This window comes from Streptomyces sp. NBC_01298 (assembly GCF_035978755.1).
GTDB lineage: Bacteria > Actinomycetota > Actinomycetes > Streptomycetales > Streptomycetaceae > Streptomyces.
This window is the reverse complement of the sequence record NZ_CP108414.1, coordinates 4,665,553-4,689,334: the sequence shown is the minus strand read 5'-3', so window position 1 is coordinate 4,689,334 and position 23,782 is coordinate 4,665,553. Positions and strand designations below refer to the sequence as shown.

Genomic DNA, 23,782 nt, shown 5'->3' with positions numbered 1-23,782 from the left:
GTGAGCGGCGGGCTGACTTGGTAAGACCGTATCAGATAGTTCCGTTGCGGACGATCTGTTGGGGACTGAAATTGCTAGACTGGCGGACATGACAGCCATGGCGCCCGCAGCAGAGAACGAGCCGGACCTCTCCTTCCTCCTGGACCACACCAGTCACGTCCTGCGCACCCGGATGGCGGCGGCGCTCGACCAGGTCGGGCTCACGGCACGGATGCACTGCGTGCTCGTGCACGCGCTGGGGGAGGAGCGGACGCAGATCCAGCTCGCCGAGATCGGGGGCATGGACAAGACGACGATGGTCGTCACCGTCGACGCCCTGGAGAAGGCCGGACTGGCCGAGCGGCGCCCATCCCGCACGGACCGCCGGGCCCGCGTCATCACGGTCACGGAGAAGGGCGCGGCCCTGGCGAAGGAGAGCAGCCGCATCGTCGACCAGGTGCACGCCGATGCGCTCGGCTCCCTCACGGACGCCGACCGCGAGGCCGTGGTTCGGGTGCTGAGCCTGCTGGTCAAGGGCGATCTGGAGACCCCGTCGGAGAGCCCGAGGCCGGCCCGCCGGGCGCGCCAGTAGAACCGGGGCCATCCCCCGGATGGCCCCGTCACAGGGCCGTCCCGCGCCTTCTGGCAGACAGTGGAAGAAGGCAATCAGCCCAGGGGGGCACCACCATGCCGGAGGCGTACGCACATGGGACTGTTCGACTTCATGAGGTCCGACAAGAAGAAGGAACAAGCCGAGAAGGCCGCAGAAAAGGCGGCTGAGCAGGTGCAGCAGCAGGCCGCGGCCGCCCCGGCGCCGCCGTCCGCGATGCCCGCCGACACCGGGATCAAGTACACCGACTCGGCAGCGGCGACCAAGGCGGCCGCCGAGCGCATGGCGGCGGCGGCGCCGCCGAAGATCGCCCCGATGCCCCCCAAGGCCGCACCGGCGCCGCCCGCGGCGAAGCCCGCCCCGCACACGCCCACCCCGGCGTCAGCCGCGCACAAGGCGGTGCCCGCGGCCCCGATGCCGAAGCCCGCGCCCAAGGCGCAGCGGACGTACACCGTCCGCCCGGGCGACTCGCTCTCCGCGATCGCCCGCCGCGAACTCGGCAACGAGGGCCGCTGGCGCGAGCTCTACGCCATGAACAAGGGCGTCATCGGCTCGAACCCCGACATGATCCACCCCGGAATGAAGCTCAACCTCCCCGGCTAGCCCCCGGGGCGAACACACGAGAGCGGGGCCCGGATCCTGGAAAAGGATCCGGGCCCCGCTCTCGTTCATTCCTTCACGTTCATTCCTTCACGCGTCCTCAGCGGTGCTTGCGCTTCGCGTCCTCCGCGTCGATCCGCTCCTGCGCGGCCTCGGCCTCCGCTTCCAGGCCGGACACGAAATCAGACCCCTCGCCCTCGGCCTTCTTCGCCGCCAGCTCCTCGTCGAAGGAGGCCGGGGCCTCCTCCCGAGCCGAGAGCTCGGTGGCGGCCGGCGGCTCGACGAGCCAGTCCGGGTTCGACTGCTGGTCCCACCACCGCCACGCGGCGTAGGCCCCGCCGGCCAGGACGCCGGCCACGGCCGCGCCCTTGAACCACCGGCCGCAGCGCGCCCGCCGCTCGTGCTTGCGCACGAGCTTGTGGACTTCCTTGGCCGACACCTGGCCGCGCAGGGCCGCCAGCGCCGCCGTCGACCGGGACGCGGCCTCTTCGGCCACCGGCTGGGCCGCCGCGAGGGCGCTCTCCAGCCGCGGCTGCGTGTAGTCCACGGCGGAGCGGGCCGCCAGGCGGGTCTGCTTCACGGCATGGGACGCCGCCCGGTCGACGTTCGGCGGCACGTGGGAGCGCGCCGACTTGATCCGGGGCTGTACGTGGCAGTCGTACGTCTGGCGGGCTTGCTTGGCAGCCTCGCCGGCCGCGTACGACACCTTCGGCGCCAGCCGTTCATTTGCTTCGTGGGCGTAATGCACCGCAGCGTGCTTGGCGGATTCCGCGTACGGCGCCACCACTTCCGCTGCGTGCCGCGCCGTATCCCTGGCACTTGATGCTGCCAGGCGCACGCTTTCCTTGCGGGTCACAGGATCCTCCTCCTCGGTGGCGGACACAGTTCACCTTTCCACCCTTTGTCGGATCATGCCTCCCATACCGCTGACCGGCATGCGCGACAGGGCATACGAGTGGACGATTTCCGTCCGGTGCAGCTCTCCGTGGGAGGATCTGAAACCGACAGTGACGACGAGAGAAAGGCAGATCCGTGGCCGAGAAGCTCTACGCCACCCTGAAGACCAACCACGGCGACATCGAGATCGAGCTTCTGCCGAACTTCGCCCCGAAGACCGTGCGGAACTTCGTCGAACTCGCCACCGGTGAGCGCGAGTGGACGCGTCCCACGGACGGGCAGAAGACCACGGACCCGCTCTACGACGGCACCGTCTTCCACCGCGTCATCAGCGGGTTCATGATCCAGGGCGGCGACCCGCTGGGCAACGGCACCGGCGGCCCCGGCTACCAGTTCGCCGACGAGTTCCACCCCGACCTGGCCTTCACCAAGCCCTACCTGCTCGCGATGGCCAACGCCGGCCCGGGCACCAACGGCTCGCAGTTCTTCATCACCGTCGCCCCCACGGCCTGGCTGACGCGCAAGCACACCATTTTCGGCGAGATCGGCGACAAGGCCAGCCAGAAGATCGTCGACGCCATCGCCGCGGGTCCCACCAACCCGCGCACCGAGCGTCCCCTCGACGACGTGATCATCCAGTCCGTGGTCATCGAGAAGCGCTGACCGCAGGGGAACCTTTCGGCCCCGCCCGTCCGTCCTCGATACGTACCGGACGGGCGCGGGTGGATCCGCCGCCTCGCCGCTGCGTTCTCCGCCCGACCGAGGGGACCGATGGACACCGACCGTCTTCCGGGCTGCTACCGGCACCCGGACCGCGAGACCGGGATCAGCTGTACGCGCTGTGAGCGGCCGATCTGCCCCGATTGCATGATCAGTGCCTCGGTCGGCTTCCAGTGCCCCGAGTGCGTCCGGGGAGGCTCGGGAACGGGCCACGGGCCCGCCGCCAACGCTCCGCGGACGATCGCGGGCGGGGTGGTCGCCGCCGATCCGTACCTGGTCACCAAGATCCTGATCGGGATCAACGTGGCGGTGTTCCTGGCGACCCTCGTCTTCCCCGGGCTGGAGCGCCGACTTTTTCTCTTCGGACTGGCGGGCAGCCCACTCGAAGGCGTCGCCGCCGGCGAGTACTACCGGCTGCTGACCTCGACGTTCCTGCACGTCGGCCCGCTGCACATCCTGGGCAACATGCTCGCCCTGTGGTTCATCGGCGGGCCGCTGGAGCAGGCGCTGGGTCGGGCCCGATATCTCACCGTGTACCTGTTGTCAGCGCTGGGCGGCAGCGCTGTGGTCTACCTGCTGACCCCGATGTACGTCCCGACCCTCGGTGCCTCCGGCGCCGTCTTCGGTCTGCTCGGCGCCACCGTGGTGCTGTTCCGGCGGATGCGGTACGAGATGCGCCCGCTGATCACCATGGCGGTGTTCATGCTGGTGCTGACCTTCATGCCGGGGCTGAACGTGTCGTGGCAGGCCCATATCGGTGGATTGTTCACCGGTGCGCTGGTGGCACTGGGCTTCCTGTGGCCCGCCAAGGACATGGGCGCGCGGAATCGCAAATTCGTCCAGTGGGGCACCTGTGTGGCGGTGTTTCTGCTGGCCACAGCCCTGATCGTGCTCCGGACGGCCGAGCTTTCCGCACTCACCTGATCACACCGGCGTCAACTCTCCACAGAGTTATCCACAGATCTTCTGTCTTTTCCTCAGGTGTGGATGACGCTGTGGATAACTCATGGGGAGAGCTTGCGGAGCCGGACTACTTCCACTGCGTGGAGACGCCGAATCCTGCCGCAATGAAGCCGAATCCGACCACAATGTTCCAATTTCCGAGGGCTTCGAGCGGAAGCTGGGTCTCGGACAGATAGAAAACGACGATCCACGCCAGGCCGACCAAGAAGAACGCCAGCATGACCGGGGCGACCCAGTTGCGGTTCGTCAGCTTGATCGACTGCGGCGTCCGCGTGGGGGGCGGCGTGTAGTCGTCCTTCTTGCGGATACGTGACTTCGGCACGAGGGGCTCTCCTGTCGATGGGCTGGGGACCTGGCCTGCCCCGGGCGTCCGTTAGCGTAGTGGACCTGTGGCGTTGAAGGAGAAGGGTACGTTGAGCAATTCCGACGACTCCTCCGCGGGTCCCCGTCGCCGTGCCAGACCGGTCCGGCTGCTCACGGCCGCCGTTTTCGCTCTCGCCGGCTTGATCTTCGTCACCAGCTTCAACACCTCCAAGGGTACGAACATCCGGACGGACGCCTCGCTCCTCAAGCTGTCCGACCTGATCCAGGAGCGCAGCCAGAACAATCTGGAGCTGGAGAAGAGCACCGCCACCGCACGCGGCGAGGTAGACGCGCTCGCCGACCGCGACAACGGGAGCACCAAGGCCGAGGACGCCAAGCTGGCCGCCCTGCGCGCCGCCTCCGGCACCGAGGAGCTCTCCGGCAAGGGCCTGACGGTGACCCTGAACGACGCGCCCCCCAACGCCACGGCGCGCATCCCCAACGTGCCCGAGCCGCAGCCCAACGACCTGGTGATCCACCAGCAGGACCTCCAGGCCGTGGTCAACGCCCTGTGGCAGGGCGGAGCCCAGGGCATCCAGGTCATGGACCAGCGGCTGATCTCCACCAGCGCCGTGCGCTGCGTGGGCAACACCCTGATCCTCCAGGGCCGGGTGTACTCGCCCCCGTACAAGGTGTCGGCCGTCGGCGACCCGGGCGCCCTGAAGAAGGCCCTCGCGGCCTCCCCGGCGCTGCAGAACTACCAGCTGTACGTGAACGCGTACGGGCTCGGCTGGAAAGTGGACGAGCACAAGGCGCTGACACTTCCGGGCTACTCCGGCACAGTGGACCTCCACTATGCGAAGCCGCTGGAGTCCGCGACCCCGTGACGTCGACGTGCCGCGCCTGCTGGTACGGACGTTCAGCGAGGTGTGCCTGACCGCGGGCTCGCTCATCGTGCTCTTCGTGGCCTACGTCCTGCTGTGGACCGGGGTCAAGGCCGACCAGGCCATGGACGGGGAGATGGCCCGCATGCGCGACCGCTGGTCCGCGGCGCCCGCGGCCGCCCCGCTGCCCGCGCCGCCGAAGGCCCCGGCCGGGCCCGAGACCGCCGCGTACCCGCCGGGCCGGGCCTTCGCCGAGATGTACGTCCCGCGCTTCGGGCCCGACTGGAACAAGCCGGTCCTGGAGGGCACGGGCACGGAGCTGCTGAAGAAGGGCCTGGGCCACTACGCCGGCACGGCCCGGCTCGGCGGCACCGGGAACTTCGCGGTGGCCGGCCACCGGCGCACGTACGGGGACCCCTTCAAGGACATCCCCAAGCTGCGCCCCGGCGACCTCGTCATCCTCAAGGACGCCGCCGGCTGGTACACGTACACCGTCCGCGCCGACGTGCTGCGCACCCTCCCCACGGAGGTCGGCGTCGTCGATCCGGTGCCGGCCCGTTCGCCCTTCACCGGGCTGGGCAAGTACCTGACGCTGACCACCTGCGACCCGGAATGGGGCCACAGCCACCGGCTCGTGGTCTGGGCCGAACTGACCGGTACGCGGACCCTCGCCCAGGGCTCACCGGAGGGTTTGGCAAGGTGACCCTCCGCGCCGGGCGGGTGGCTTTAGGCTGTGGACGTACCGCCCCTGCGGTGCGTTGAACGATCGTGGACGAAAAGGACACAGGCGGCATGTACGGCTGGATCTGGCGGCATTTGCCGGGCAACGCGTGGGTACGCGTCGCGATCTCCCTCGTGCTGGTGCTCGCGGTGGTGTTCGTGCTGTTCCAGTACGTCTTCCCGTGGGCCGAGCCGCTGCTTCCGTTCAACGATGTGACGGTGGACGAGGGATCGGGAGCGACTCCGTGAGCGCGCGCATTCTGGTTGTCGACAATTACGACAGCTTTGTCTTCAACCTGGTCCAGTACCTCTATCAGCTCGGTGCCGAGTGCGAGGTGCTGCGCAACGACGAGGTCGAGCTCGCCCACGCCCAGGACGGCTTCGACGGCGTCCTGCTGTCCCCGGGCCCGGGCACGCCGGAAGAAGCCGGTGTCTGCGTGGACATGGTCCGCCACTGCGCCGACACGGGCGTACCGGTCTTCGGCGTCTGCCTCGGCATGCAGTCGATGGCCGTCGCCTACGGGGGCGTGGTCGGCCGGGCTCCGGAACTGCTGCACGGCAAGACCTCTCCGGTGGTCCACGAGGGCCTCGGCGTCTTCGAGGGACTGCCCTCGCCGTTCACCGCGACCCGCTACCACTCCCTCGCGGCCGAGCCGCCGACCCTCCCGGACACCCTCGAGGTCACGGCGCGGACCGAGGACGGGATCATCATGGGCCTGCGCCACCGCGAGCACGACGTCGAGGGCGTGCAGTTCCACCCCGAGTCCGTGCTGACCGAGTGGGGCCACCGGATGCTCGCGAACTGGCTGGTGCGCTGCGGTGACGCGGGCGCGGTGGAGCGCTCGGTGGGGCTCGCCCCGGTGGTGGGCAAGGCCGTCGCGTGACGGTGCTCGCGCCGTCCGCGCCCACCGAGGGCCGGGCAGCGCGACGCAGGGCGGCGCAGGAGGCCGAGAAACGCGCGCGTACGCGAGGCCGGGGCCGCGGCCAGAGCCGGGGTCAGGGCCGGGGCCGGCGGCGCAGGCGGCCGGCGTCGGGCGGGCCGGTCGTGGTCGTCAGCAGGCTCGCGGGGGAGCTGTTCATCACGCTGGGCGTGGTGATGCTCCTCTTCGTCGGCTACCAGCTCTGGTACACGAACTACCTGGCGGGCCGGACGGCCGACAGCGCGGCCGGCTCCCTCCTCCAGAACTGGGACCGCGATCCGGCCGGGGCGGCCGCCCCGCCGGTGGCGGCGGCGTTCGAGCCGGGCCAGGGCTTCGCGATCCTGTACATCCCGAAGCTGGACGTGAAGGTGCCGGTCGCGGAGGGCACGAACAAGGCCAAGGTCCTCGACAAGGGCCTGGTCGGCCACTACGGCGAAGGGCCGCTCGCGACCGGGATGCCGGCCGATCCCCAGGGCAACTTCGCCCTGGCGGGCCACCGGAACACGCACGGCGAACCGTTTCGCTACATCAACCGGCTGGTGCCGGGCGACAAGATCGTGGTGGAGACCCGGGACGCGTACTACACGTACGAGATGACCTCGCAGCTCGCGCAGACCCCGCCGTCGAACGTGTCGGTCATCAAGCCGGTGCCCGCCGGCTCGGGCTTCACTTCCCCGGGCCGGTACATCACGCTGACCACCTGCACCCCGGAGTTCACCAGCACCTACCGGATGATCGTATGGGGCAGGATGACCGCTGAACGCCCCCGCAGCCAGGGTGCTCCGCCCGAGCTGAACAGCCCGTAGAGGATCCGCAGTGTCACGTGTCGCACCGCCCCCGCGCCGCAGCGCCCTCGCGGGGTTCCTGAGCCTGCTGGGCGAGCTCCTGATCACGGTGGGCCTGGTGCTCGGGCTGTTCGTGGCGTACTCCCTTTGGTGGACGAACGTCCTGGCGGACCGGGACGCCTCGGCGCGCGGGGACGCGGTGCGCCAGCAGTGGGACCGGGCGCCCTCGCAGGCGGCGTCCGCGGCGCCGGGAGCGCTGGACACCCAGGGCGGGATCGGCTTCCTGCACGTGCCGGCGATGAAGAACGGCGAGGTGCTGGTCAAACGGGGCACCGGCGCGGAGGTCCTGAACGACGGGGTCGCGGGGTATTACACGGAGCCGGTGAAGTCGGCGCTTCCGGGGGACCCGGCGGGCGGCAACTTCGCGCTGGCGGCGCACCGCGACGGGCACGGGGCCAAGTTCCACAACATCGACAAGCTGAAGAACGGCGACGCGATCGTCTTCGAGACCCGCGACACCTGGTACGTGTACAAGGTCTTCGCCGACCTCGCCCAGACCTCGAAGTACAACGTGGACGCGATCAGCCCGATCCCCAAGGAATCCGGCCGCACGGCCCCGGGCCGCTACATCACCCTGACGACCTGTACCCCCGTGTACACCTCGAAGTACCGCTACATCGTGTGGGGCGAGCTGGTCCGCGCGGAACACGTCGACGCGAAGCGGACGCCTCCGGCGGAGCTGCGCTGAGACTGTGGGCAGCCCAACTTGAGAGTGACAACTTGTCACTCTCGAAATTACCGCAGCACCTGGAGCCGCACCCCGGCGCTCCAGGCCTCCAGAAGCCCCCTGTGGACGGCCGTGACGCCCCCCTGAGCGGCGATGGCCAGGGACTCCCGGGTGAAGGCGCAGGTGGCCACGTAGAGCGCCACATCGGCCCGTCGCAACACCTTCGCGGCGCCCAGGAACTTCTGCATCTCACCGCTGAGCACGTGCCGGAAGGGCGCGAAGTTCTTGCACTGCACGGCGACCGTCCGTCCGTCGGCGGTGCGGGCGCTGATGTCGACCCCGCGGTCGCCGCCGTGCCCGCCGTACACCTCGACGTCGGTGCACCCGTCGCGACGCAGCAGCTCTGCGACGTGCAGCTCGAACTCCTTCCAGTTCATCGCGTCGATGGTCCCGATGACCCCGGTGAGGGCCCTCACGTCCTGGCCGCGCTGGAGGCGGCTGAGCTGGAGGTCGTGCTCGACGAGCTTCATCTGGATCTGTACGACGTCCTCGCGGAGGGAGATTAGCTCGCGGCGCTGTTCGCCCGAGGTCTCGATGAGAACGTTCAGCAGGGGCACGACGGTCCTGCCGAGTACATCGGTGATCCGGTTGTCGATCCGCTCGTCGACCTCGTCCCAGTTGGGGCTGTGGACAAAGTTATCCACAGGGCGTGTGCGAACCTCGTACTCGGTGTCGAGGAGGTACGTACGCACCTGACGTGCGACTTCGCTGTCCCGGAGCAGCATTCCGACGTTGAGGATGGCCTGTCGGGGGAATACTGCGAGTGACGAAGCCTGTGACTGGATGTAACTGAGCTCCTTAAAGGAGCTCAGTTCTGTACCTGTCAAAGTCCGATAGCCGCTGGCAGCCAACTCCTCGCGGTGGTCGAGGACAAGTGACCGGATGGCCTTGATGCCGACCTCGTAGTAAGCCGCCACCATCGCCGTAGTCACATGCAGCCCGTCCGGCAGCAGTGACAGCGTCTTCACCTTGTCCAGGACTTCCGTCCGTCCCAGGACGCTCGTGCGCATGGTGCAGGACTCCAGCAGTACCGATTCGTTGATCATGACCCGTCCCTCCTGGGCGGGCCTGCTGCCCACCCCCGTCCGGGCTAACGAATTTCGTACATATGAAGACACGTACGAGAAACGGCTGCGGCCCCTCTCGTGGAGAGGGGCCGCAGCCGTTGGTGCGCGCTGCCGGGGGCTACCTGCCGCCGAGGCCTCCGAAGAAGCCGCCGCCGTCGTTGCCGCCGTTCTGCTGGTTGTCGGGGACCGTGTTCACGTTGATGACCGCGTTGGGGTCCACCGGGCTGCCGACCGGCGGGTCCGTGCTCAGGATCCTCGCCTTGCCGTCCGAGGAGCCCGACAGTACGGATCCGAAGATCAGGCCCTTGGAAGCGAGCTCGGCCCTGGCCTGGTTGATGGTCCGGCCGACCAGGTTCGGGACCTGGAGCTGCTTGATCTCCTTGGCGATGGAGATGTTGACCGTCGCGCCGACCTCGGCCTCGCTGTTGGGGGTGGGGTCCTGGTTGACGACCGTCTTGGGGGCCGTGCCGGCGGGCGCGTCCACCTCCGTCTGGCTGCCGAGCTTCAGCTTGGCGTCGGTGAGGAGCTTGATGGCCTCCTCCCGGGTCTTGCCGGTCAGGTCCGGGACGGTGACCTTGGAGACTTCCTTGGCGACCGTCACGGTGACCGTCGAGCCCTTCTCGGCCTCGCCGCTCTTCGGGGTCTGATCGATGACGGTGCCGGCGGGGCGCCTGGACTCTTCCAGCTTCTTCTCGATCTGGAAGCCCTTTTCCTGGAGCGCCTTCTCCGCGTCGGCGATCGCCAGGTTGACGACGTTCGGGACGAGGACCTTGGGCGCGCCCGTGGAGACCTTCACCTTGACGACGGAGTCCTTGGCGACCTTGGTGCCCTCGGGGGTGTCCTGCTCGCAGACGCTGCCCTTGGGGGCGGCGTCGCAGGGCATCTCCCCTGCCTGTTCGACGACGATGCCGACGTTGGTCCCGTTCGCCTTGGCCGCCGCGAGGGTCTCGCCGATGAACTTGGGCACCGTGGGCCGGTTGTCGGCCTTGGTCTCGAAGAGGGTGCGTCCGATGAGGATCGCGCCGACCAGGACGAGGATGCCGGCGGTGACCAGCAGGATCGTGGAGGCCTTGCTCTTCTTCTGCGGACGCCGGCCGCGGCCGCCCTGGTCGTAGCCGCCCTGGTCCGGGTATCCGGGGCCCCCGTATCCGCCGTCGCCCGGGGACATCGGCGGGAGCATGGAGGTCTGGTTCGGGTCGGTGGTGCGCAGGGCGGTGGTGGGCTGGTCGTAGCCCTGGTGTCCGTAGCCGTGCCCCTGGTCGGGGTAGCCGTAGCCGGCGGCGCCCATGGAGGCGGTGGCGGCGACGGGCTGGCCGTCGAGGCAGGCCTCGATGTCGGCGCGCATCTCGTCGGCGGACTGGTAGCGGTAGTCGGCGTCCTTGACCAGCGCCTTCAACACGATCGCGTCCATCTCGGGCGTGATCTCGGAGTCGAAGTTCGACGGGGGCTGGGGCTCTTCCCGCACGTGCTGGTAGGCGACGGCGACCGGGGAGTCGCCGATGAACGGCGGCCGGACGGCGAGGAGCTCGTACAGCAGGCAGCCGGCCGAGTAGAGGTCGGAGCGCGCGTCGACCTGCTCGCCCCTGGCCTGCTCCGGGGAGAGGTACTGGGCGGTGCCGATGACGGCGGCGGTCTGCGTCATGGTCATGCCGGAGTCGCCCATGGCGCGGGCGATGCCGAAGTCCATGACCTTGACCTGGCCGGAGCGGGTCAGCATGACGTTGGCGGGCTTGATGTCGCGGTGCACGATGCCGGCGCGGTGCGAGTACTCCAGCGCCTGGAGGATGCCGATGCACATCTCCAGGGTGCGCTCGGGCAGCAGCTTGCGGCCGGAGTGCAGGAGCTCGCGCAGGGTCGAGCCGTCGACGTACTCCATCACGATGTACGGGATGGAGATGTTGTCGACGTAGTCCTCGCCGGTGTCGTACACGGCCACGATCGCCGGGTGGTTGAGCGATGCGGCCGACTGGGCCTCGCGGCGGAACCTGGCCTGGAAGGACGGGTCGCGAGCGAGGTCGGCGCGCAGGGTCTTGACGGCGACGGTACGGCCGAGCCGGGTGTCGTGGGCGAGGTAGACCTCGGCCATGCCACCGCGGCCGAGCACGTGGCTCAGCTCGTACCGGCCGCCGAGGCGACGCGGCTCTTCCATAACGTTGCAGCCCTCTCCGTCAGTCCCGACCGCACCCGTGTGTGGTCCGGCGGTGTGCTGTTCGCGCAAAGGCTACCGGCCGATCGCCGGTGATCGGTTCGTGACCACAGGCTGATACCGGACCGGTACCCTACGCTCCGATCCGGGCGGGAATGGTGTCCCGGATCACAGAATTGTCGCCCCGTGCGGCTCTCGCGTGGCGCCCGGCCCCACCCGTCACTGCTTGTTGCTCTTCAGCACGGCCTGCATGACGGCCTTGGCCACGGGGGCGGCGAGGCCGGCGCCGGAGATGTCCTCGCGGTCCGCGCTGCTGTCCTCGATGACGACGGCGACCGCGACCGGGGAGCTGCCGTCGGGGTTCTGGGCGTAGGAGATGAACCAGGCGTACGGGCGCTTCTTGTTGCCCTCGCCGTGCTGGGCGGTGCCGGTCTTGCCGCCGACGGTCACGCCGGGGATCCGGGCGGTGCGGCCGGTGCCGTTCGGGTTCTCGACGACGTTGACCATCATGGCCCGGACCTTCTCCGCGTTCTCGGGAGAGAGGGGACGGCTCATCTCCTCCGGCTCGTGCTTCTCGACGATGTCGAGGCCGGGCGATTGCAGGTGGCTGACCATGTACGGCTTCATCAGTTTGCCGTTGTTGGCGATGGCGGCGGTGACCATGGCCATCTGCAGCGGGGTGGCCGCGGTGTTGAACTGGCCGATCGAGCTGAGCGCGTTGCCGTCCTTGCCCATCGTCTTGTCGTAGACGCTGGGGTAGGCGCGGACCGGGGTGTCGATCTTGCCGTTGTTGAAGCCGAACTTCTCGGCGGTCTTCACCATGTTGTCCCGCCCCACCTTGTCGCCCATGTTGGCGAAGACGGAGTTGCAGGAGACCTGGAGGGCGTAGTTGAGGGTGGCCTTGCCGCAGTTCGGGGCGTGGTTGACCATCTCGGTCTTGGTGCCCGGGAGGATGTACGGGTCCTCGGTGTCGGTCGGCGCGTTGATGTCGGTGACGACGCCGTGCTCCAGGGCCGCGGCGGCGGTGACCACCTTGAAGGTGGAGCCGGGCGGGTAGGTCTCGCGCAGGGCGCGGTTGACGAGCTTCTTGTCCTCGCTGTCCTTGAGCTCGTTCCAGGCCTTGCCGTCCACGGACTGCGAGACCCCGGCGAAGCTGGACGGGTCGTACGAGGGGGTGCTGACGAGGGCGAGGATCGCGCCGGTGCGCGGGTCGATCGCGGCGACGGCGCCCTTCTTGTCGCCGAGCTGCTTGAAGGCGGCTTCCTGCGCGGCGGAGTTCAGCGTCGTGACGACGTTGCCGCCCTGCTTCTTCTCGCCGGTGAACATGCCGATGGTGCGGTCGAAGAAGAGCCGGTCGTCGTTGCCGGTGAGGATGCCGTCCTCGAGGGATTCGAGCTGGGTGGAACCGAAGGCCTGCGAGGCGTAGCCGGTCACCGGGGCCCAGAGGGGACCGTTGAGGTAGGTCCGCTTGTACTTGTAGTCGCTGCCGTCGGTGACCACGGACCCGGTGATCGGCTTGCCCTCGACGATGATGTTGCCGCGTTCGGTGGCGTACTGGGCGATCTGGACCCGGCGGTTCTCCTTGCGGGTGCTCAGCTCCTCGGCCTTGACGTACTGCAGCCAGTTGGTCCGCACGAGCAGTGCCAGGACGAGCAGCCCGCAGAAGATCGAGATGCGGCGCAGGGGCTTGTTCATGACGGGCGGACCACCTGGGTCATCTCGGAGTCGGGGGACGGTGCCGGGGCCGGGGCAGGGCGGCGTGCGGTGTCGCTGATCCGGATGAGGATGGCGATGAGGATCCAGTTCGCGAGGACGGACGAGCCGCCGGACGCGAGGAAGGGCATGGTCATGCCGGTCAGGGGGATGAGGCCCATGACTCCGCCGGCGACCACGAAGACCTGGAGCGCGAAGGCACCGGAGAGGCCGATCGCGAAGAGCTTGCCGAAGGGGTCGCGGGCGGCGAGGGCGGTGCGCACGCCCCGCTCGATGATCAGGCCGTAGAGCAGCAGGAAGGCCATGACCCCGGTGAGCCCGAGCTCCTCGCCGACGGTGCCGAAGATGAAGTCGGAGTTGGCGGCGAAGCCGATGAGGTCGGAGTTGCCCTGTCCCCAGCCGGTGCCGAGGACTCCGCCGGAGCCGAAGCTCATGATCGACTGGCCGATCTGCTCGCAGGCGTTGGAGTCCTGGTAGCAGGCGAAGGGGTCGAGCCAGGCGGTGACGCGGGCCTTGACGTGGCTGGCGGTGGCGCCGACCACGGCGGCTCCGCCGACGCTCATGAGCAGGCCGATGACGATCCAGCTGGTCCGCTCGGTGGCCACGTACAGCATGATCACGAACATGCCGAAGAAGAGCAGCGAGGTGCCGAGGTCGTTCTCGAAGACCAGGACGAGCAGGCTCATCGCCCAGATCATCAGGATCGGGCCGAGGTCGCGGCCGCGCGGCAGGTAGAGGCCCATGAAGCGGCGGCTGGCGAGCGCCAGGGCGTCGCGCTTGACCATGAGGTAGCCGGCGAAGAAGACGGCGATGACGATCTTCGCGAACTCGCCGGGCTGGATCGAGAACCCGCCGACGCTGATCCAGATCTTGGCGCCGAAGACGTCCGCTCCCAGGCCCGGGATCACGGGCAGGATCAGCAGCACGAGCGAGGCGGCCATGGAGATGTACGTGAACCGCTGCAGGATGCGGTGGTCCTTGAGGAACAGCAGCACGCCGGCGAACAGGGCGATGGCGAGGGCCGTGTACATCATCTGCCGGGGCGCGGACTCGGTGAAGGCGCCGAACTGCCGCTTCGCCAGGTTCTGCAGGCGCTCGGACTGGTCGAGGCGCCAGATCAGGACGAGGCCGAGTCCGTTGAGGAGCGTGGCGATCGGCAGCAGCAGCGGGTCGGCGTACTTGGCGTAGCGCCGCACGACGAAGTGGGCGATGCCCGCCAGGACGCCGAGGCCGAGTCCGTAGGTGAACATGCCCGGGGGCAGTTTGCCGTCGATCGACAGGCCCGCGTTGGCGTACGCGAACATCGTGATGACCACGGCGAAGACGAGCAGCAGGAGCTCGGTGTTCCGCCGGCTCGGCAGCTCGATGGCGCCGATGGTGGTCGTGTTGGTGACAACGCTCATGGTGTGGCGGGCCCCCTGTGCCCGCGTATGTCTACTGCTTCTCGCACTGGCCGGCGACCTGCTGCTCGGCGGCAGTCAGGACGGGGCCGGGTGTTTGGTTGCCCGCCGCCTCGGCCGCACGGCGCTCCTCGTCCTTCTTGCACGCGGAGGCCTGGGTGCCGAGTTCGTCGATCTTCGTACGGGCCGCGTCGAGGCTGGTTTCGCTGATCGTGTCCACGACCTGCTTGCGCTTGAAGGACGGCAGGTACTTCAGTTCGATGTCGGGGCGGTCGGTCTCCACCTTGGAGAGCTCCAGCGGGCCCAGCTTCTGGCTGATCCCGCGGAACAGTGCCACGTGTTCGTCCTTGACCCCGACGTAGAACTGCGTCTGGGTCCAGCGGTAGCCCGCGTACAGTCCGCCGCCGATGACACCGAGGACCACGAGCAGCGTGAGCGTGCGCGTGGTCCACTTGCGGCCCTTGCCGCGGCGCCTGCGCGGGTGGTCGTACGTGTCCTCGTACCCGGAGTCGCCGTCGTACGGGTCGGGCTCGCCGAAGCTGCCGTACGCGTCGGCTCCGCCGCCCTGCCCCTGGGCGCCGTAACCGCCGTAACCCGGGGCCTCGCCGCTGCCGGGAGGCCCGAAGGAGCCTGCGGGCGGGGGGCTCTGGCGGCCGAGCCCGGAGGCGCGGCCGGCCGGGGTCTGCATGGCGTTGCCGCCGTCGAAGAGCTGGTGGTGCTGGTTCTCGGCGACCGCGCCGACGACGACCGGGGTGTCGTTGACCTGCGCGGCCAGGGTGTCGTTGCTGTCGGTGTCGAGGACGTCGGCCACGATGCAGGTGATGTTGTCGGGGCCGCCGCCGCGCAGCGCGAGCTGGATGAGCGAGGCCACGGTCTCACGGGGGCCGTGGTAGTCGGCGAGGGTCTCTTCCAGAGTCTGGTGCGAGACCACGCCGGAGAGTCCGTCGGAGCAGATCAGGTAGCGGTCGCCGACCCGGACCTCGCGGATGGAGAGGTCGGGCTCGACGATGTCGCCACTGCCCAGGGCCCTCATCAGCAGGGAGCGCTGCGGGTGGGTGGTGGCTTCCTCTTCGGTGATCCGGCCCTCGTCGACGAGGCGCTGCACCCAGGTGTGGTCCTGGGTGATCTGCGTGAGGACGCCGTCGCGGAGCAGGTAGGCGCGGGAGTCGCCGACGTGGACCAGGCCGAGGCGCTGGCCCGTCCACAGCAGGGCGGTGAGCGTGGTGCCCATGCCCTCCAGCTGGGGGTCCTCCTCGACCATGACGCGCAGCTGGTCGTTGGCGCGCTGCACCGCGGTGCTGAGCGCGGTGAGCATGTCGGAGCCCGGGACGTCGTCGTCGAGCTGCACGAGGGCGGAGATCACCTCGGAGCTGGCGACCTCACCGGCGGCTTGGCCGCCCATGCCGTCGGCGATCGCGAGGAGACGGGGGCCGGCGTAGCCGGAGTCCTCGTTGCCCTCGCGGATCATGCCCTTGTGCGATCCGGCGGCGAACCGCAGGGACAGACTCATGCGCACCTGCCCTGTCGACGACGATGCCTCGGGATACAACCGGTCTCGAGCCACACTGCCCACCCTCCGGCCTGGAGCGCGCGCGGGTCCGTGTCCCCGGTGGGACGGACCGCTGCGGCTCGCTCGCTCCGCTCGCTCATTCTCGTACTACTTCCGCAGCTCGATGACGGTCTTGCCGATGCGGATCGGTGCGCCCGGCGGAATGGGCGTCGGGGTGGTCAGCCGGGTCCGGTCGAGATACGTGCCGTTGGTGGACCCGAGATCCTCGACGATCCACTGGCCGTCACGGTCGGGGTAGATCCTGGCATGCCGGCTGGAGGCGTAGTCGTCGTCCAGCACGATCGTCGAGTCGTGGGCCCGGCCCAAGGTGATCGTCTGGCCGGCGAGGGCCACCGTGGTGCCCGTGAGGGTGCCCTCGGAGACGACGAGTTTGGTCGGCGCACCGCGGCGCTGGCGCTGCTGTGGTGGAGCAGCGGCCTGGCGGCCCTGCTGCGCCGGGGCGCCGGAAGCGCCCCCGCCGCGGCGGGAACCGCGCTGGGTGACTCTCGTACCGAAGAGATCACTGCGGATGACCTGGACGGCCACGATGACGAACAGCCACAGAACGGCCAGGAAACCCAACCGCATGACCGTCAGGGTCAGCTCTGACATTGCCCCCGCTTCACCCTTCGGCTTGCCGGTAAATGATGGTGGTGCTGCCCACGACGATCCGTGAACCGTCGCGGAGCGTAGCGCGGGTGGTGTGCTGCCCGTCCACCACGATGCCGTTGGTGGACCCAAGATCCTGGATCGTCGAGGGCGTTCCGGTCCGGATCTCACAGTGCCGGCGCGATACGCCGGGATCGTCGATCCGCACGTCGGCCTCCGTGCTCCGGCCGAGTACGAGCGTAGGGCGCGAGATCTGATGGCGGGTGCCGTTGATCTCGATCCAGTGGCGCCGGACGGCGCCTCCGGAGGGTACGGGAGCCGGTCCGCCGGGACCGCCCGCGGCCGGCCTGCGTGCGCCGGGTCCGCCCGGGGGCGGACCCGCGGGCATGGGCGGCGGGGAGGCCGGGGGGTACCCGTAGCCGCCGGGCTGGGCCGGGGGGGCCTGGTTGCCCTGGCCCGGACCGGGCTGGCCGGGGGACTGGGAGGTGCTGGAGGCGAGCGTGCGGCTGCGGACCCGGTAGAGCCCGGTGTCCAGGTCGTCGGCCTTCTCCAGCTGGACCTTGATGGGGCCCATGAAGCTGTAGCGCTGCTGCTTGGCGTAGTCGCGGACGAGGCCCGCGAGCTCGTCGCCGAGCTGGCCCGAGTAGGGGCTCAGGCGCTCGTAGTCGCCCGTGCTCAGCTCCACGATGAAGTCGTTGGGGACAACGGTGCGCTCGCGGTTCCAGATGGTGGCGTTGTTGTCGCATTCGCGCTGGAGGGCGCCCGCGATCTCCACCGGCTGGACCTCGGACTTGAACACCTTGGCGAAGGTGCCGTTCACCAGACCTTCGAGTCGCTGCTCGAACCGCTTCAGGACTCCCATGGGGCACCTCCTCCGTCGTTGTCGCCCTGTACTGCTTACTGATCGTATCCACGCGTGGCGGATTCGGGTGGTTCCCCATCGGTCACGTGCGCATGAGTGTTGGTCCTCACAAGCGATCGTAGGGGCGCCCCGAGGACAGTGTCCCGCACCGGCGGCCGAGTGCGGGAGGGGCGGTCGTCGGCGGGCATCGGGAGAGCACGAAAAGCGATGTGAATCCAGCCCTTCCGACGTGCTAATGTTCCGATGTCGCCAGGGGAACGGCCCGCAAGGGAAGAACCGCTGGTAGTCACTTTGCGCGAGTGGCGGAACGGCAGACGCGCTGGCTTCAGGTGCCAGTGTCCTTCGGGACGTGGGGGTTCAAATCCCCCCTCGCGCACAGATGGGCACCGGTAGAACGGTGTCCTGGCAACGACGGAACGGTCGTCATCGTGATCACGATGACGACCGTTTTGTTTTGTCTGTGCGGGTCGGGCGGGATGCCTGGCTCCGGACATGCGACTGCCGACGGCTGGGGTGCCGTCGGCAGTCGCGTTCTCGTAGGGGGTGACCCGCCGGGTGTGCGGTCAGATGTGTGACGCGTATCCCTCTGGGGTCCAGGTGCCGAGGGGAGGAGCAGGGTGTGGGCGGCGATGCCGCGGATTCGCCGGGTGCCGCCGGCTTCGAGTCGTTCGCGGAGCCTGAGTTCTTCGGTGTACCGCCGGCGTACTTCTTCGACGACCAGGTGACGGCGACTGTGAATGCCGAGCTCAACCTGCTCGTGGCGCTCAGGGACACGCAGGTGCAGCACGTGGCGCTCAGGACGGCAGGGCTGTCCCACAAGAGCCTGCGGTCCATCAGCGAAATGATTGAGCGTGTACGCGAACTGGAGGGACTCGCACCGGAGCCGGGGACTCCAGACCAATAGGCACCGGTCGACGGCGTCGGCCCGGCTCCGCGGTTTCCGCACGCGCTCTCCGGGCAGGGGCTCAGAGCAAGTTGCGCTGCGCCGCCATGTAACCGGCCTGGAAGCGGCTGCGGGCGTCGAGGGAGTCCATGATCCGGGCGACCGTCCGACGGTATGTGCGCAGAGCCATGCCCATTTCGCGCGCTGCGGCCTCGTCCTTGGTACCCAGGGTCAGTTGGCGGAGCACCTCGCGGGAGATCGGGTTGAGCGCTCCGCCATCCGGGAGGACGGTGTCGTCCTCTGGCAGGTGCGAGGTGAGCGAGCGGACCAGGATGGGGGTGAAAGGCAGGCCGTGGCCTATCAGTGCCCCGTCGTCGTAGTCGGCCTGGTTGCAGGCCAGGATGACGACAGACCGGTCAATGATCGCCATACGAGGGTTGCGGCCCGAGGTCGAGTGGATCTCCAGGCCTTCCATCGCCAGCGTTGACAGGGTGCGTTCCGGCAGCCGGTCCGTACCGCGTACCGCCGACGGCACGTACATCCTCACCGCGATACCGGAGTCACCGGTGATGCTGCGCGCCGCCGCGGTGTCCACCTGCTGTTCGAGCTGCTGCTCGCAGGACGGGTCGTGCCCGGGAAGCGACAGCAGCACTTCCTGGCGCGCGCCCTGGATGGCGCGGCGGATCTGCGACAGCCCAGCGAAGTTCATCCTCATCTCACATGCCCCCGTGCGTGTTGCTCGTGCTTCGGCTGTGCGGGTGCCCGGGATCCCCCTGGGAGTCGGACAGCGCAGCCGCTGCCAGGGATCCTAAAGATCAATTGCCAGAAGTGTCAATTAATTGACAAAGCTTGTCACGGTCGAAAGGTCGTGGTTGGGTCCCGGCAGTGGCGGTGTCGTATCGGCTCGTGCCGGTGCCCTACAGGCCACCTCCGCCCGTCGGATCGACTGGCCGTGACGCTACTGCCCGGCCGCCGTCAGCTTCCCTGACTCCTATGGTTAGGCAAAGCAAAGCGGCGAGGAAGTGACAGGAAGTTGCCTAAATTGACAAGAGTGTCGTGTGCCCGGCAGCCTGGTCGCCATGTCTAGTCGCCCTGACCGCCTCCCGGAGCAGCCGGTCTTCGGGCGCCGTCTCCGAGCACTTCGCGTGGTCCGCGGTCTCTCGCAGGCGGAGCTCGCCGGTTCGACGATCTCGGCCGCCTATCTCTCGAGGCTGGAGTCTGGGGCGCGGCCTCCGACGCCGAGGGTGTTGTCCTACCTCTGCACCCGGCTGGAGGTGACGTCTTCGGCCTTCCGCGCTTCCGCGGGCGGCCCGTTGGCGCGGGTGCTCGCCACGGTCGCCACCGTGGGCGAGTCTGCTCAGCTGGCCGCGGTCCTGGAGAACGCCCTGCTGCTGGAGCAGGACGGCGACACCGTCCTGCGCTGGCAGGCCCATTGGCTGCTGGCCCGCTGCTACCAGATGCAGGGCAGGGCGGCCGAGGGGCTCCGGCAGGTCCACGAGCTGACCGAGCTCAGCGACGAGATCGACCTGCCGGACCTCCGGGTCCGGTCCCGGGTCAGGCTCGCCCGCATGCTGCGCGACTCGGGCGACCTCGCGCGCGCTCGCGACTGCGCGAGCGAAGCCCTGTCCTTGGCCGAGCAGGAGGACCTGCCGCGCCGCGACCGGGTGGAGGTGCTGATGACCCTCGTCTCACTCGACGCCGAGAACGGGCAGCTCGTGCAGGCGCGCGAGCGTGCCGAAAGCCTGGTCGACACGCTCGACGACGAGATCCCGGTACGGCTCCAGGTGGAGGTGCTGTGGACGGCCGCCGGCGTTTGCGTGCGCCACGGTGACCGCTCCGCGGCCGACGAGACGATGCAGAAGGCGCTCGACCGGATGCCGAGCAACGAGGATCCGGTGCTGTGGATGCGGGTTCGGCTCGCCGCCGCGTCGATGTACCTCCAGATGGATCCGAGGGACACCCTTCAGGCACGACTGTGCCTGAAGGAGGCCGGATCGGTGGTGAAGGTCATGGGACTGCCTTTGCACCAGTGCGAGTTACTCATCATGAAGATGCAACTCGCGTTTTATGAAGGCAGGTTCTCCGAGGCGCGGGAGATCAGCGATGAGCTCGCCGAGCGGGTCGAAATCCTCGGCGTGCGGGAACGCGTACGGCTGGGCGTCCTCGACAACCAGCTCGCCCTCATCGAGGGCAACCGGGTGGACGCCGTGGCCGACATGGAGCGCATCGCCAAGGAGGCACAGGAGGCCGGCAGGGTCGGACTGTCGGCCGAGGTGTGGCGCGCGCTCGCCGAAACCCTGAAGCTCGCCGAAGGCAAGGACCACCGCCGAGTGACTCCCTGACGAGCAGCACGTCCGCTCTCCACCCCCCGAAGGGAATCCCCGCAGCATGGCTCTGCCCACACAACCGTTCACCACGGTGATCCGTCCGTGGCCGGTCGAGGACCCGGCCCTACGACTGTTCCTCTTCCACCACGCAGGCGGCTCCCACCTGTTCTTCCGGGACTGGAATGGTCTCTTCCCGGCTGACTGGGACGTCGTTCTCATGGAGGCGCCCGGCCGGGGGATCGACGGCGGCCGGAGCAAGCACGCCGGCGACCTGCACGTCCTGGTCCGACACTTCCAAGACCAGATGGAGCCCTACCTGCGGACCCCGTACGCCTTCTTCGGACACAGCATGGGCGCACTCGTGGCGACCGAGCTGGCACGGCGGCTACGGGCCACCGGCGGCACCGGCCCCTGTTGGCTCGGGCTGTCCGCATGGGCCGCGGACGAGGTGCTCCTCGGCGGCCCCGGCCGTCACCTGCTGCCCGACGAGGAACTGCGCTCGCTGCTCGACGCCGTGGGCGGAACCCCCGCGGAGATCCTGGAGAGCCCTGTCCTGTGGCGGCTGTTCTCACCGGCGATACGCAATGACTTCCAGCTCATCGACGGCTGTGATCCCGACTGCTACACGCCGCTGGAGGATCTGCCCCAGTCGCTCTTCGGCGGAGAGGAGGACGCCCTGCTGCCCTGCGACGCGCTGGTCGCCCTGGCCGACCGCCTGCCCCGTCTGACCGGTCTGCACCTCCACCCCGGCGACCACTTCTACCTGCGCCCGCGCCGCCAGGAGGTCGCCCGGCAGATCACTGCCGACCTGACCGGCGTCCTGCGGGCCGGCGCCGCATGATCGAGCGGATCCTGCCCCGGTCCGTCGCCTGCGCGGACACCACGCACGATGAGGATCCGGAAGCGTCGCTCTTCCCGGAGGAAGAGGCGGCCGTCACCCGTGCCGTCGCCAAGCGCCGCCGCGAGTACGCCACGGGTCGACACTGCGCCAGGCTGGCGCTGCGGGAGCTCGGCCATGCCGACGCTCCGCTGCTGTCCATGGAGAAGGGCGGGCCGCGCTGGCCCGCCGGTGTCGTAGGGAGCATCACGCACTGCGACGGATACCGCGCCGCTGCCGTGGCCCCCCTCGACGCGGTCGCTTCCCTCGGTATCGACGCCGAGCCCAACCAGCCGGTGGAGGCGCACGTCCGCGAGTCCGTCCTTCTCCCGGCCGAACAAGCGGCGCTGCGCGTGCTGGCCCGCCGCAGGCCCGAAATCCATTGGGACCGGCTGATGTTCAGTGCGAAGGAATCGGTCTACAAGACCTGGTATCCGCTCGCCCGTCGCTGGCTCGGTTTCCATGACGCCCGGATCGACTTCACCGACGACGGCGGGTTCAGCGCACGGCTCCTGGTAGAGGGACCGCTCCACCGGGGGAGACCCCTGACCGATTTCGACGGCCGCTGGATGCACGCCGATGGTCTGCTGCTCACGTCGGTCGTGCTGCCGGCCTTCCACCAAGGCCCGTGATCAGGCCGTTCACCACCGTGGTGCCGCCCGTCCCCGACCCAGCAGGAAGGGCCGGGCTGCCACCGCGGGCAGTCCGGCCCCGATCACGACCGCGTCGTACGCGGCGGGACGGTGTCCCGTCAGGGGACGTACTTCTCCAGAGTCGCTTCGCGAGTGCGGCCGAGGATTCGGGTCACCGTCTCGTCCACGGAAAGCGCTCTGTTGTCCAGCCACAGCCCGGCGCCTCCCAGCTCCCCGCGCATCTCCTCCTCCAGGTGCAGCCAGTCGCCCAGGACCTGCTTGCCGCGTGCCGCGTCGCGGCGCAGGGCGACGGCGGACCCGGGAGCCAGCACCACCAGCCGCAGTGGGCCGGACAACAGCAGTGCCCGATACAGGTTGAGCCGGGCCTTCGAGGTGACCACGTAGTCGATGACGACCTCGAAGCCCGCCTGCTGGAAGGAGGAGGCCAGCAGACACTGGTTCCGGACGTTCAGCTCGATCTGTCGCTCCGCCTCCTCATCGTGCTCCGGGCGGGGCGGTACGTCCCCGCTGACGATCAGCCGTCGCAGCCGGTCGCCCTCGATCTGTACGCCGCGAGGGGCCGTTTCCGCGAGTGCGCGGGCCACGGTGCTCTTGCCCGCGCCGGGGATGCCGGTGATCAGCCAGACCGGTGGAACCCCGCCGTCGGCGGAACCGGCCGGGGTCCCGCTCACACGTCCTTCGTCCACGACGCCAACTCGTCGTGGACCTCCCGCAGGTTGTCGACGGCCGCCTGCAGTACGCGCGGTTCGCAGGAAAGGCCCGTCAGCGCCGCTTCGACGCGGGACTGGTAGTCGTGGGGGGTACGGGGCATCCCCGAGGCCTCGCCCAAGGCGCCCTTCTCGTTGAGGACGAAGCGGCCGTTGTGGGCGAAAACCACTTGGTTCATGCAGACCACGGTCCGGTACAGCAGACCGGTGACCTGGGTCAGGTCGCCACGACGAGCCGGGGAATGGGCGTTGTGCAGGGAGAATCCGGCCTCCCAGCCGAACTGGTTCACCGTCGCTTCCAGAAGGGCGTCCGGATACGGCGAAACGAGCGCGCGCAGGTCCGCGAGTCGGCCCTGGGGGTCGTAGAGGGGCAGGTTGTGACAGACCTCGCCCGCGTAGATCGTCGACACGAAGCCATGGGGATGTCCCGGCTGATAGGCAGTGGTGATGATGCCCTGAGCGGTGTCCCGGACCACTTTCTCCACGCGGGCGTGGTCGCGCAGCAGGATGTCGGTCTTGAATCCGTCCACGACCAGCCACACGCCGCCATTGATCCACGGCCCCCAGTCGCCGTACGAGCCGTGCCCGGCCGGCTCACCGTCGTCGTCCAGGTCCGCGGCGGCAGCCAGGACCAGCTCGAAGTCGGGCCGCGCGGCGGGGTCGTAGTAGAGACCGATGTCGATGTCCGAGTCCGGGCGGGCCACACCGCGGGCCCGGGATCCGCCGAGGGCGATGCCCGTGATGCCGGGCAGCGTAGCCAGCCTGTCCCTGATACGGCCGAGAGTGGAGGCGGGCTCGGGCAGTTCGGGCGCGATGGCCAT

25 protein-coding genes, 1 tRNA gene and 1 pseudogene are annotated in these 23,782 nt (G+C 69.0%); 15 read left to right on the top strand and 12 right to left on the bottom strand.

The window, feature by feature from the left end; translation table 11 throughout:
- The first annotated feature begins 88 nt into the window (after positions 1-88).
- Positions 89-571: a MarR family winged helix-turn-helix transcriptional regulator gene (locus OG730_RS21205; RefSeq protein WP_327305727.1), complete on the top strand. Its 483-nt coding sequence runs from the start codon at positions 89-91 to the stop codon at positions 569-571.
- Between the two features lie 114 nt (positions 572-685).
- Positions 686-1,192 carry a LysM peptidoglycan-binding domain-containing protein gene (locus tag OG730_RS21200; RefSeq protein WP_327305726.1) on the top strand — a complete coding sequence of 169 codons (507 nt, stop codon included), beginning with the start codon at positions 686-688 and terminating at the stop codon, positions 1,190-1,192.
- A gap of 97 nt (positions 1,193-1,289) precedes the next feature.
- Here the strand turns inward: OG730_RS21200 and OG730_RS21195 are convergent, their stop codons facing one another.
- Positions 1,290-2,045 (bottom strand): DUF5324 family protein, encoded by a 756-nt coding sequence (locus OG730_RS21195; protein WP_327305725.1) that lies wholly within the window; start codon positions 2,043-2,045, stop codon positions 1,290-1,292.
- A 176-nt stretch (positions 2,046-2,221) separates the two neighbouring features.
- Here OG730_RS21195 and OG730_RS21190 point away from each other — a divergent pair, with 176 nt between their 5' ends.
- Both OG730_RS21190 and OG730_RS21185 read left to right on the top strand, forming a co-directional pair.
- Positions 2,222-2,749 carry a peptidylprolyl isomerase gene (locus OG730_RS21190; protein WP_327305724.1) on the top strand — a complete coding sequence of 176 codons (528 nt, stop codon included), beginning with the start codon at positions 2,222-2,224 and terminating at the stop codon, positions 2,747-2,749.
- 108 nt (positions 2,750-2,857) lie between these two features.
- Positions 2,858-3,730 carry a rhomboid family intramembrane serine protease gene (locus OG730_RS21185; protein ID WP_327305723.1) on the top strand — a complete coding sequence of 291 codons (873 nt, stop codon included), beginning with the start codon at positions 2,858-2,860 and terminating at the stop codon, positions 3,728-3,730.
- A gap of 106 nt (positions 3,731-3,836) precedes the next feature.
- Here the strand turns inward: OG730_RS21185 and crgA are convergent, their stop codons facing one another.
- Positions 3,837-4,091 (bottom strand): cell division protein CrgA, encoded by a 255-nt coding sequence (gene crgA / locus OG730_RS21180; protein ID WP_327305722.1) that lies wholly within the window; start codon positions 4,089-4,091, stop codon positions 3,837-3,839.
- A gap of 91 nt (positions 4,092-4,182) precedes the next feature.
- Here crgA and OG730_RS21175 point away from each other — a divergent pair, with 91 nt between their 5' ends.
- The 6 genes and pseudogenes from OG730_RS21175 to OG730_RS21150 all read left to right on the top strand — a co-directional run bounded on the left by OG730_RS21175 (position 4,183) and on the right by OG730_RS21150 (position 8,129).
- Positions 4,183-4,959: a DUF881 domain-containing protein gene (locus OG730_RS21175; RefSeq protein ID WP_327305721.1), complete on the top strand. Its 777-nt coding sequence runs from the start codon at positions 4,183-4,185 to the stop codon at positions 4,957-4,959.
- A gap of 7 nt (positions 4,960-4,966) precedes the next feature.
- The gene (locus OG730_RS21170) at positions 4,967-5,659 is read left to right on the top strand and encodes a class E sortase (protein WP_442814971.1); all 693 of its coding nucleotides are present in this window, start codon (positions 4,967-4,969) and stop codon (positions 5,657-5,659) included.
- Positions 5,660-5,724: 65 nt separating this feature from the next.
- Positions 5,725-5,925 carry a hypothetical protein gene (locus OG730_RS21165; protein ID WP_266960486.1) on the top strand — a complete coding sequence of 67 codons (201 nt, stop codon included), beginning with the start codon at positions 5,725-5,727 and terminating at the stop codon, positions 5,923-5,925.
- Positions 5,922-6,560 (top strand): aminodeoxychorismate/anthranilate synthase component II, encoded by a 639-nt coding sequence (locus OG730_RS21160; RefSeq protein ID WP_254382122.1) that lies wholly within the window; start codon positions 5,922-5,924, stop codon positions 6,558-6,560. Before OG730_RS21165 ends, OG730_RS21160 begins: the two co-directional genes overlap by 4 nt.
- A 161-nt stretch (positions 6,561-6,721) precedes the next feature.
- A pseudogene (locus tag OG730_RS21155) lies at positions 6,722-7,402 on the top strand (class E sortase); the annotation flags it as partial.
- 10 nt (positions 7,403-7,412) lie between these two features.
- Positions 7,413-8,129 (top strand): class E sortase, encoded by a 717-nt coding sequence (locus OG730_RS21150; RefSeq protein WP_327305719.1) that lies wholly within the window; start codon positions 7,413-7,415, stop codon positions 8,127-8,129.
- 47 nt (positions 8,130-8,176) lie between these two features.
- Here OG730_RS21150 and OG730_RS21145 read toward each other — a convergent pair whose 3' ends face one another.
- The 7 genes from OG730_RS21145 to OG730_RS21115 all read right to left on the bottom strand — a co-directional run bounded on the left by OG730_RS21145 (position 8,177) and on the right by OG730_RS21115 (position 17,514).
- Positions 8,177-9,214, bottom strand: coding sequence for a restriction endonuclease (locus tag OG730_RS21145; RefSeq protein ID WP_327305718.1), 1,038 nt, complete (start codon positions 9,212-9,214; stop codon positions 8,177-8,179).
- 139 nt (positions 9,215-9,353) lie between these two features.
- Positions 9,354-11,384, bottom strand: a complete 2,031-nt coding sequence (gene pknB, locus OG730_RS21140; protein ID WP_327305717.1) for a Stk1 family PASTA domain-containing Ser/Thr kinase — start codon at positions 11,382-11,384, stop codon at positions 9,354-9,356.
- A gap of 216 nt (positions 11,385-11,600) precedes the next feature.
- Entirely contained in the window at positions 11,601-13,076 is a 1,476-nt protein-coding gene (locus OG730_RS21135) for a peptidoglycan D,D-transpeptidase FtsI family protein (protein ID WP_327305716.1), read from the bottom strand.
- Positions 13,073-14,497, bottom strand: a complete 1,425-nt coding sequence (locus OG730_RS21130; RefSeq protein WP_327305715.1) for an FtsW/RodA/SpoVE family cell cycle protein — start codon at positions 14,495-14,497, stop codon at positions 13,073-13,075. The genes OG730_RS21135 and OG730_RS21130 overlap by 4 nt, the downstream gene beginning before the upstream one ends.
- A gap of 31 nt (positions 14,498-14,528) precedes the next feature.
- The gene (locus OG730_RS21125) at positions 14,529-16,004 is read right to left on the bottom strand and encodes a PP2C family protein-serine/threonine phosphatase (protein WP_327305714.1); all 1,476 of its coding nucleotides are present in this window, start codon (positions 16,002-16,004) and stop codon (positions 14,529-14,531) included.
- Between the two features lie 147 nt (positions 16,005-16,151).
- Positions 16,152-16,655, bottom strand: coding sequence for an FHA domain-containing protein FhaB/FipA (locus OG730_RS21120; RefSeq protein WP_327305713.1), 504 nt, complete (start codon positions 16,653-16,655; stop codon positions 16,152-16,154).
- 10 nt (positions 16,656-16,665) lie between these two features.
- Positions 16,666-17,514: an FHA domain-containing protein gene (locus OG730_RS21115; RefSeq protein WP_327305712.1), complete on the bottom strand. Its 849-nt coding sequence runs from the start codon at positions 17,512-17,514 to the stop codon at positions 16,666-16,668.
- Positions 17,515-17,807: 293 nt separating this feature from the next.
- Between OG730_RS21115 and OG730_RS21110 the strand changes: the two genes are divergently transcribed.
- Positions 17,808-17,890: transfer RNA gene (locus OG730_RS21110), tRNA-Leu, on the top strand.
- Positions 17,891-18,133: 243 nt separating this feature from the next.
- Positions 18,134-18,418 carry a hypothetical protein gene (locus OG730_RS21105; RefSeq protein ID WP_327305711.1) on the top strand — a complete coding sequence of 95 codons (285 nt, stop codon included), beginning with the start codon at positions 18,134-18,136 and terminating at the stop codon, positions 18,416-18,418.
- 61 nt (positions 18,419-18,479) lie between these two features.
- Here OG730_RS21105 and OG730_RS21100 read toward each other — a convergent pair whose 3' ends face one another.
- Positions 18,480-19,106 (bottom strand): helix-turn-helix transcriptional regulator, encoded by a 627-nt coding sequence (locus OG730_RS21100; protein ID WP_327305710.1) that lies wholly within the window; start codon positions 19,104-19,106, stop codon positions 18,480-18,482.
- 370 nt (positions 19,107-19,476) lie between these two features.
- Between OG730_RS21100 and OG730_RS21095 the strand changes: the two genes are divergently transcribed.
- The 3 genes from OG730_RS21095 to OG730_RS21085 are packed head-to-tail and all read left to right on the top strand — an operon-like array spanning position 19,477 to position 22,233.
- Entirely contained in the window at positions 19,477-20,739 is a 1,263-nt protein-coding gene (locus tag OG730_RS21095; protein WP_327305709.1) for a helix-turn-helix domain-containing protein, read from the top strand.
- A 46-nt stretch (positions 20,740-20,785) separates the two neighbouring features.
- A complete protein-coding gene (locus tag OG730_RS21090) occupies positions 20,786-21,565 on the top strand; it encodes a thioesterase II family protein (RefSeq protein WP_327305708.1) in 780 nt (259 codons plus the stop codon).
- The gene (locus tag OG730_RS21085) at positions 21,562-22,233 is read left to right on the top strand and encodes a 4'-phosphopantetheinyl transferase family protein (RefSeq protein WP_327305707.1); all 672 of its coding nucleotides are present in this window, start codon (positions 21,562-21,564) and stop codon (positions 22,231-22,233) included. Before OG730_RS21090 ends, OG730_RS21085 begins: the two co-directional genes overlap by 4 nt.
- A 119-nt stretch (positions 22,234-22,352) precedes the next feature.
- On the opposite strand, the gene OG730_RS21080 is transcribed toward OG730_RS21085, so the two are convergent.
- Positions 22,353-22,925 (bottom strand): P-loop nucleotide/nucleoside kinase family protein, encoded by a 573-nt coding sequence (locus tag OG730_RS21080; protein ID WP_327305706.1) that lies wholly within the window; start codon positions 22,923-22,925, stop codon positions 22,353-22,355.
- A complete protein-coding gene (locus tag OG730_RS21075) occupies positions 22,922-23,782 on the bottom strand; it encodes a nucleotidyltransferase domain-containing protein (RefSeq protein WP_327305705.1) in 861 nt (286 codons plus the stop codon). Before OG730_RS21075 ends, OG730_RS21080 begins: the two co-directional genes overlap by 4 nt.

Excerpts from the sequence above, each read along its gene's own strand:
- OG730_RS21095 (WP_327305709.1), top strand. The coding sequence starts at position 19,477 with ATGTCTAGTCGCCCTGACCGCCTCCCGGAGCAGCCGGTCTTCGGGCGC.
- OG730_RS21200 (WP_327305726.1), top strand. The coding sequence starts at position 686 with ATGGGACTGTTCGACTTCATGAGGTCCGACAAGAAGAAGGAACAAGCC.
- OG730_RS21185 (WP_327305723.1), top strand. The coding sequence starts at position 2,858 with ATGGACACCGACCGTCTTCCGGGCTGCTACCGGCACCCGGACCGCGAG.
- OG730_RS21205 (WP_327305727.1), top strand. The coding sequence starts at position 89 with ATGACAGCCATGGCGCCCGCAGCAGAGAACGAGCCGGACCTCTCCTTC.
- OG730_RS21100 (WP_327305710.1), bottom strand. The coding sequence starts at position 19,106 with ATGAACTTCGCTGGGCTGTCGCAGATCCGCCGCGCCATCCAGGGCGCG.
- OG730_RS21145 (WP_327305718.1), bottom strand. The coding sequence starts at position 9,214 with ATGATCAACGAATCGGTACTGCTGGAGTCCTGCACCATGCGCACGAGC.
- OG730_RS21090 (WP_327305708.1), top strand. The coding sequence starts at position 20,786 with ATGGCTCTGCCCACACAACCGTTCACCACGGTGATCCGTCCGTGGCCG.
- OG730_RS21120 (WP_327305713.1), bottom strand. The coding sequence starts at position 16,655 with ATGTCAGAGCTGACCCTGACGGTCATGCGGTTGGGTTTCCTGGCCGTT.
- OG730_RS21135 (WP_327305716.1), bottom strand. The coding sequence starts at position 13,076 with ATGAACAAGCCCCTGCGCCGCATCTCGATCTTCTGCGGGCTGCTCGTC.
- pknB (WP_327305717.1), bottom strand. The coding sequence starts at position 11,384 with ATGGAAGAGCCGCGTCGCCTCGGCGGCCGGTACGAGCTGAGCCACGTG.
- OG730_RS21115 (WP_327305712.1), bottom strand. The coding sequence starts at position 17,514 with ATGGGAGTCCTGAAGCGGTTCGAGCAGCGACTCGAAGGTCTGGTGAAC.
- OG730_RS21085 (WP_327305707.1), top strand. The coding sequence starts at position 21,562 with ATGATCGAGCGGATCCTGCCCCGGTCCGTCGCCTGCGCGGACACCACG.
- OG730_RS21075 (WP_327305705.1), bottom strand. The coding sequence starts at position 23,782 with ATGGCCATCGCGCCCGAACTGCCCGAGCCCGCCTCCACTCTCGGCCGT.
- OG730_RS21125 (WP_327305714.1), bottom strand. The coding sequence starts at position 16,004 with ATGAGTCTGTCCCTGCGGTTCGCCGCCGGATCGCACAAGGGCATGATC.
- OG730_RS21130 (WP_327305715.1), bottom strand. The coding sequence starts at position 14,497 with ATGAGCGTTGTCACCAACACGACCACCATCGGCGCCATCGAGCTGCCG.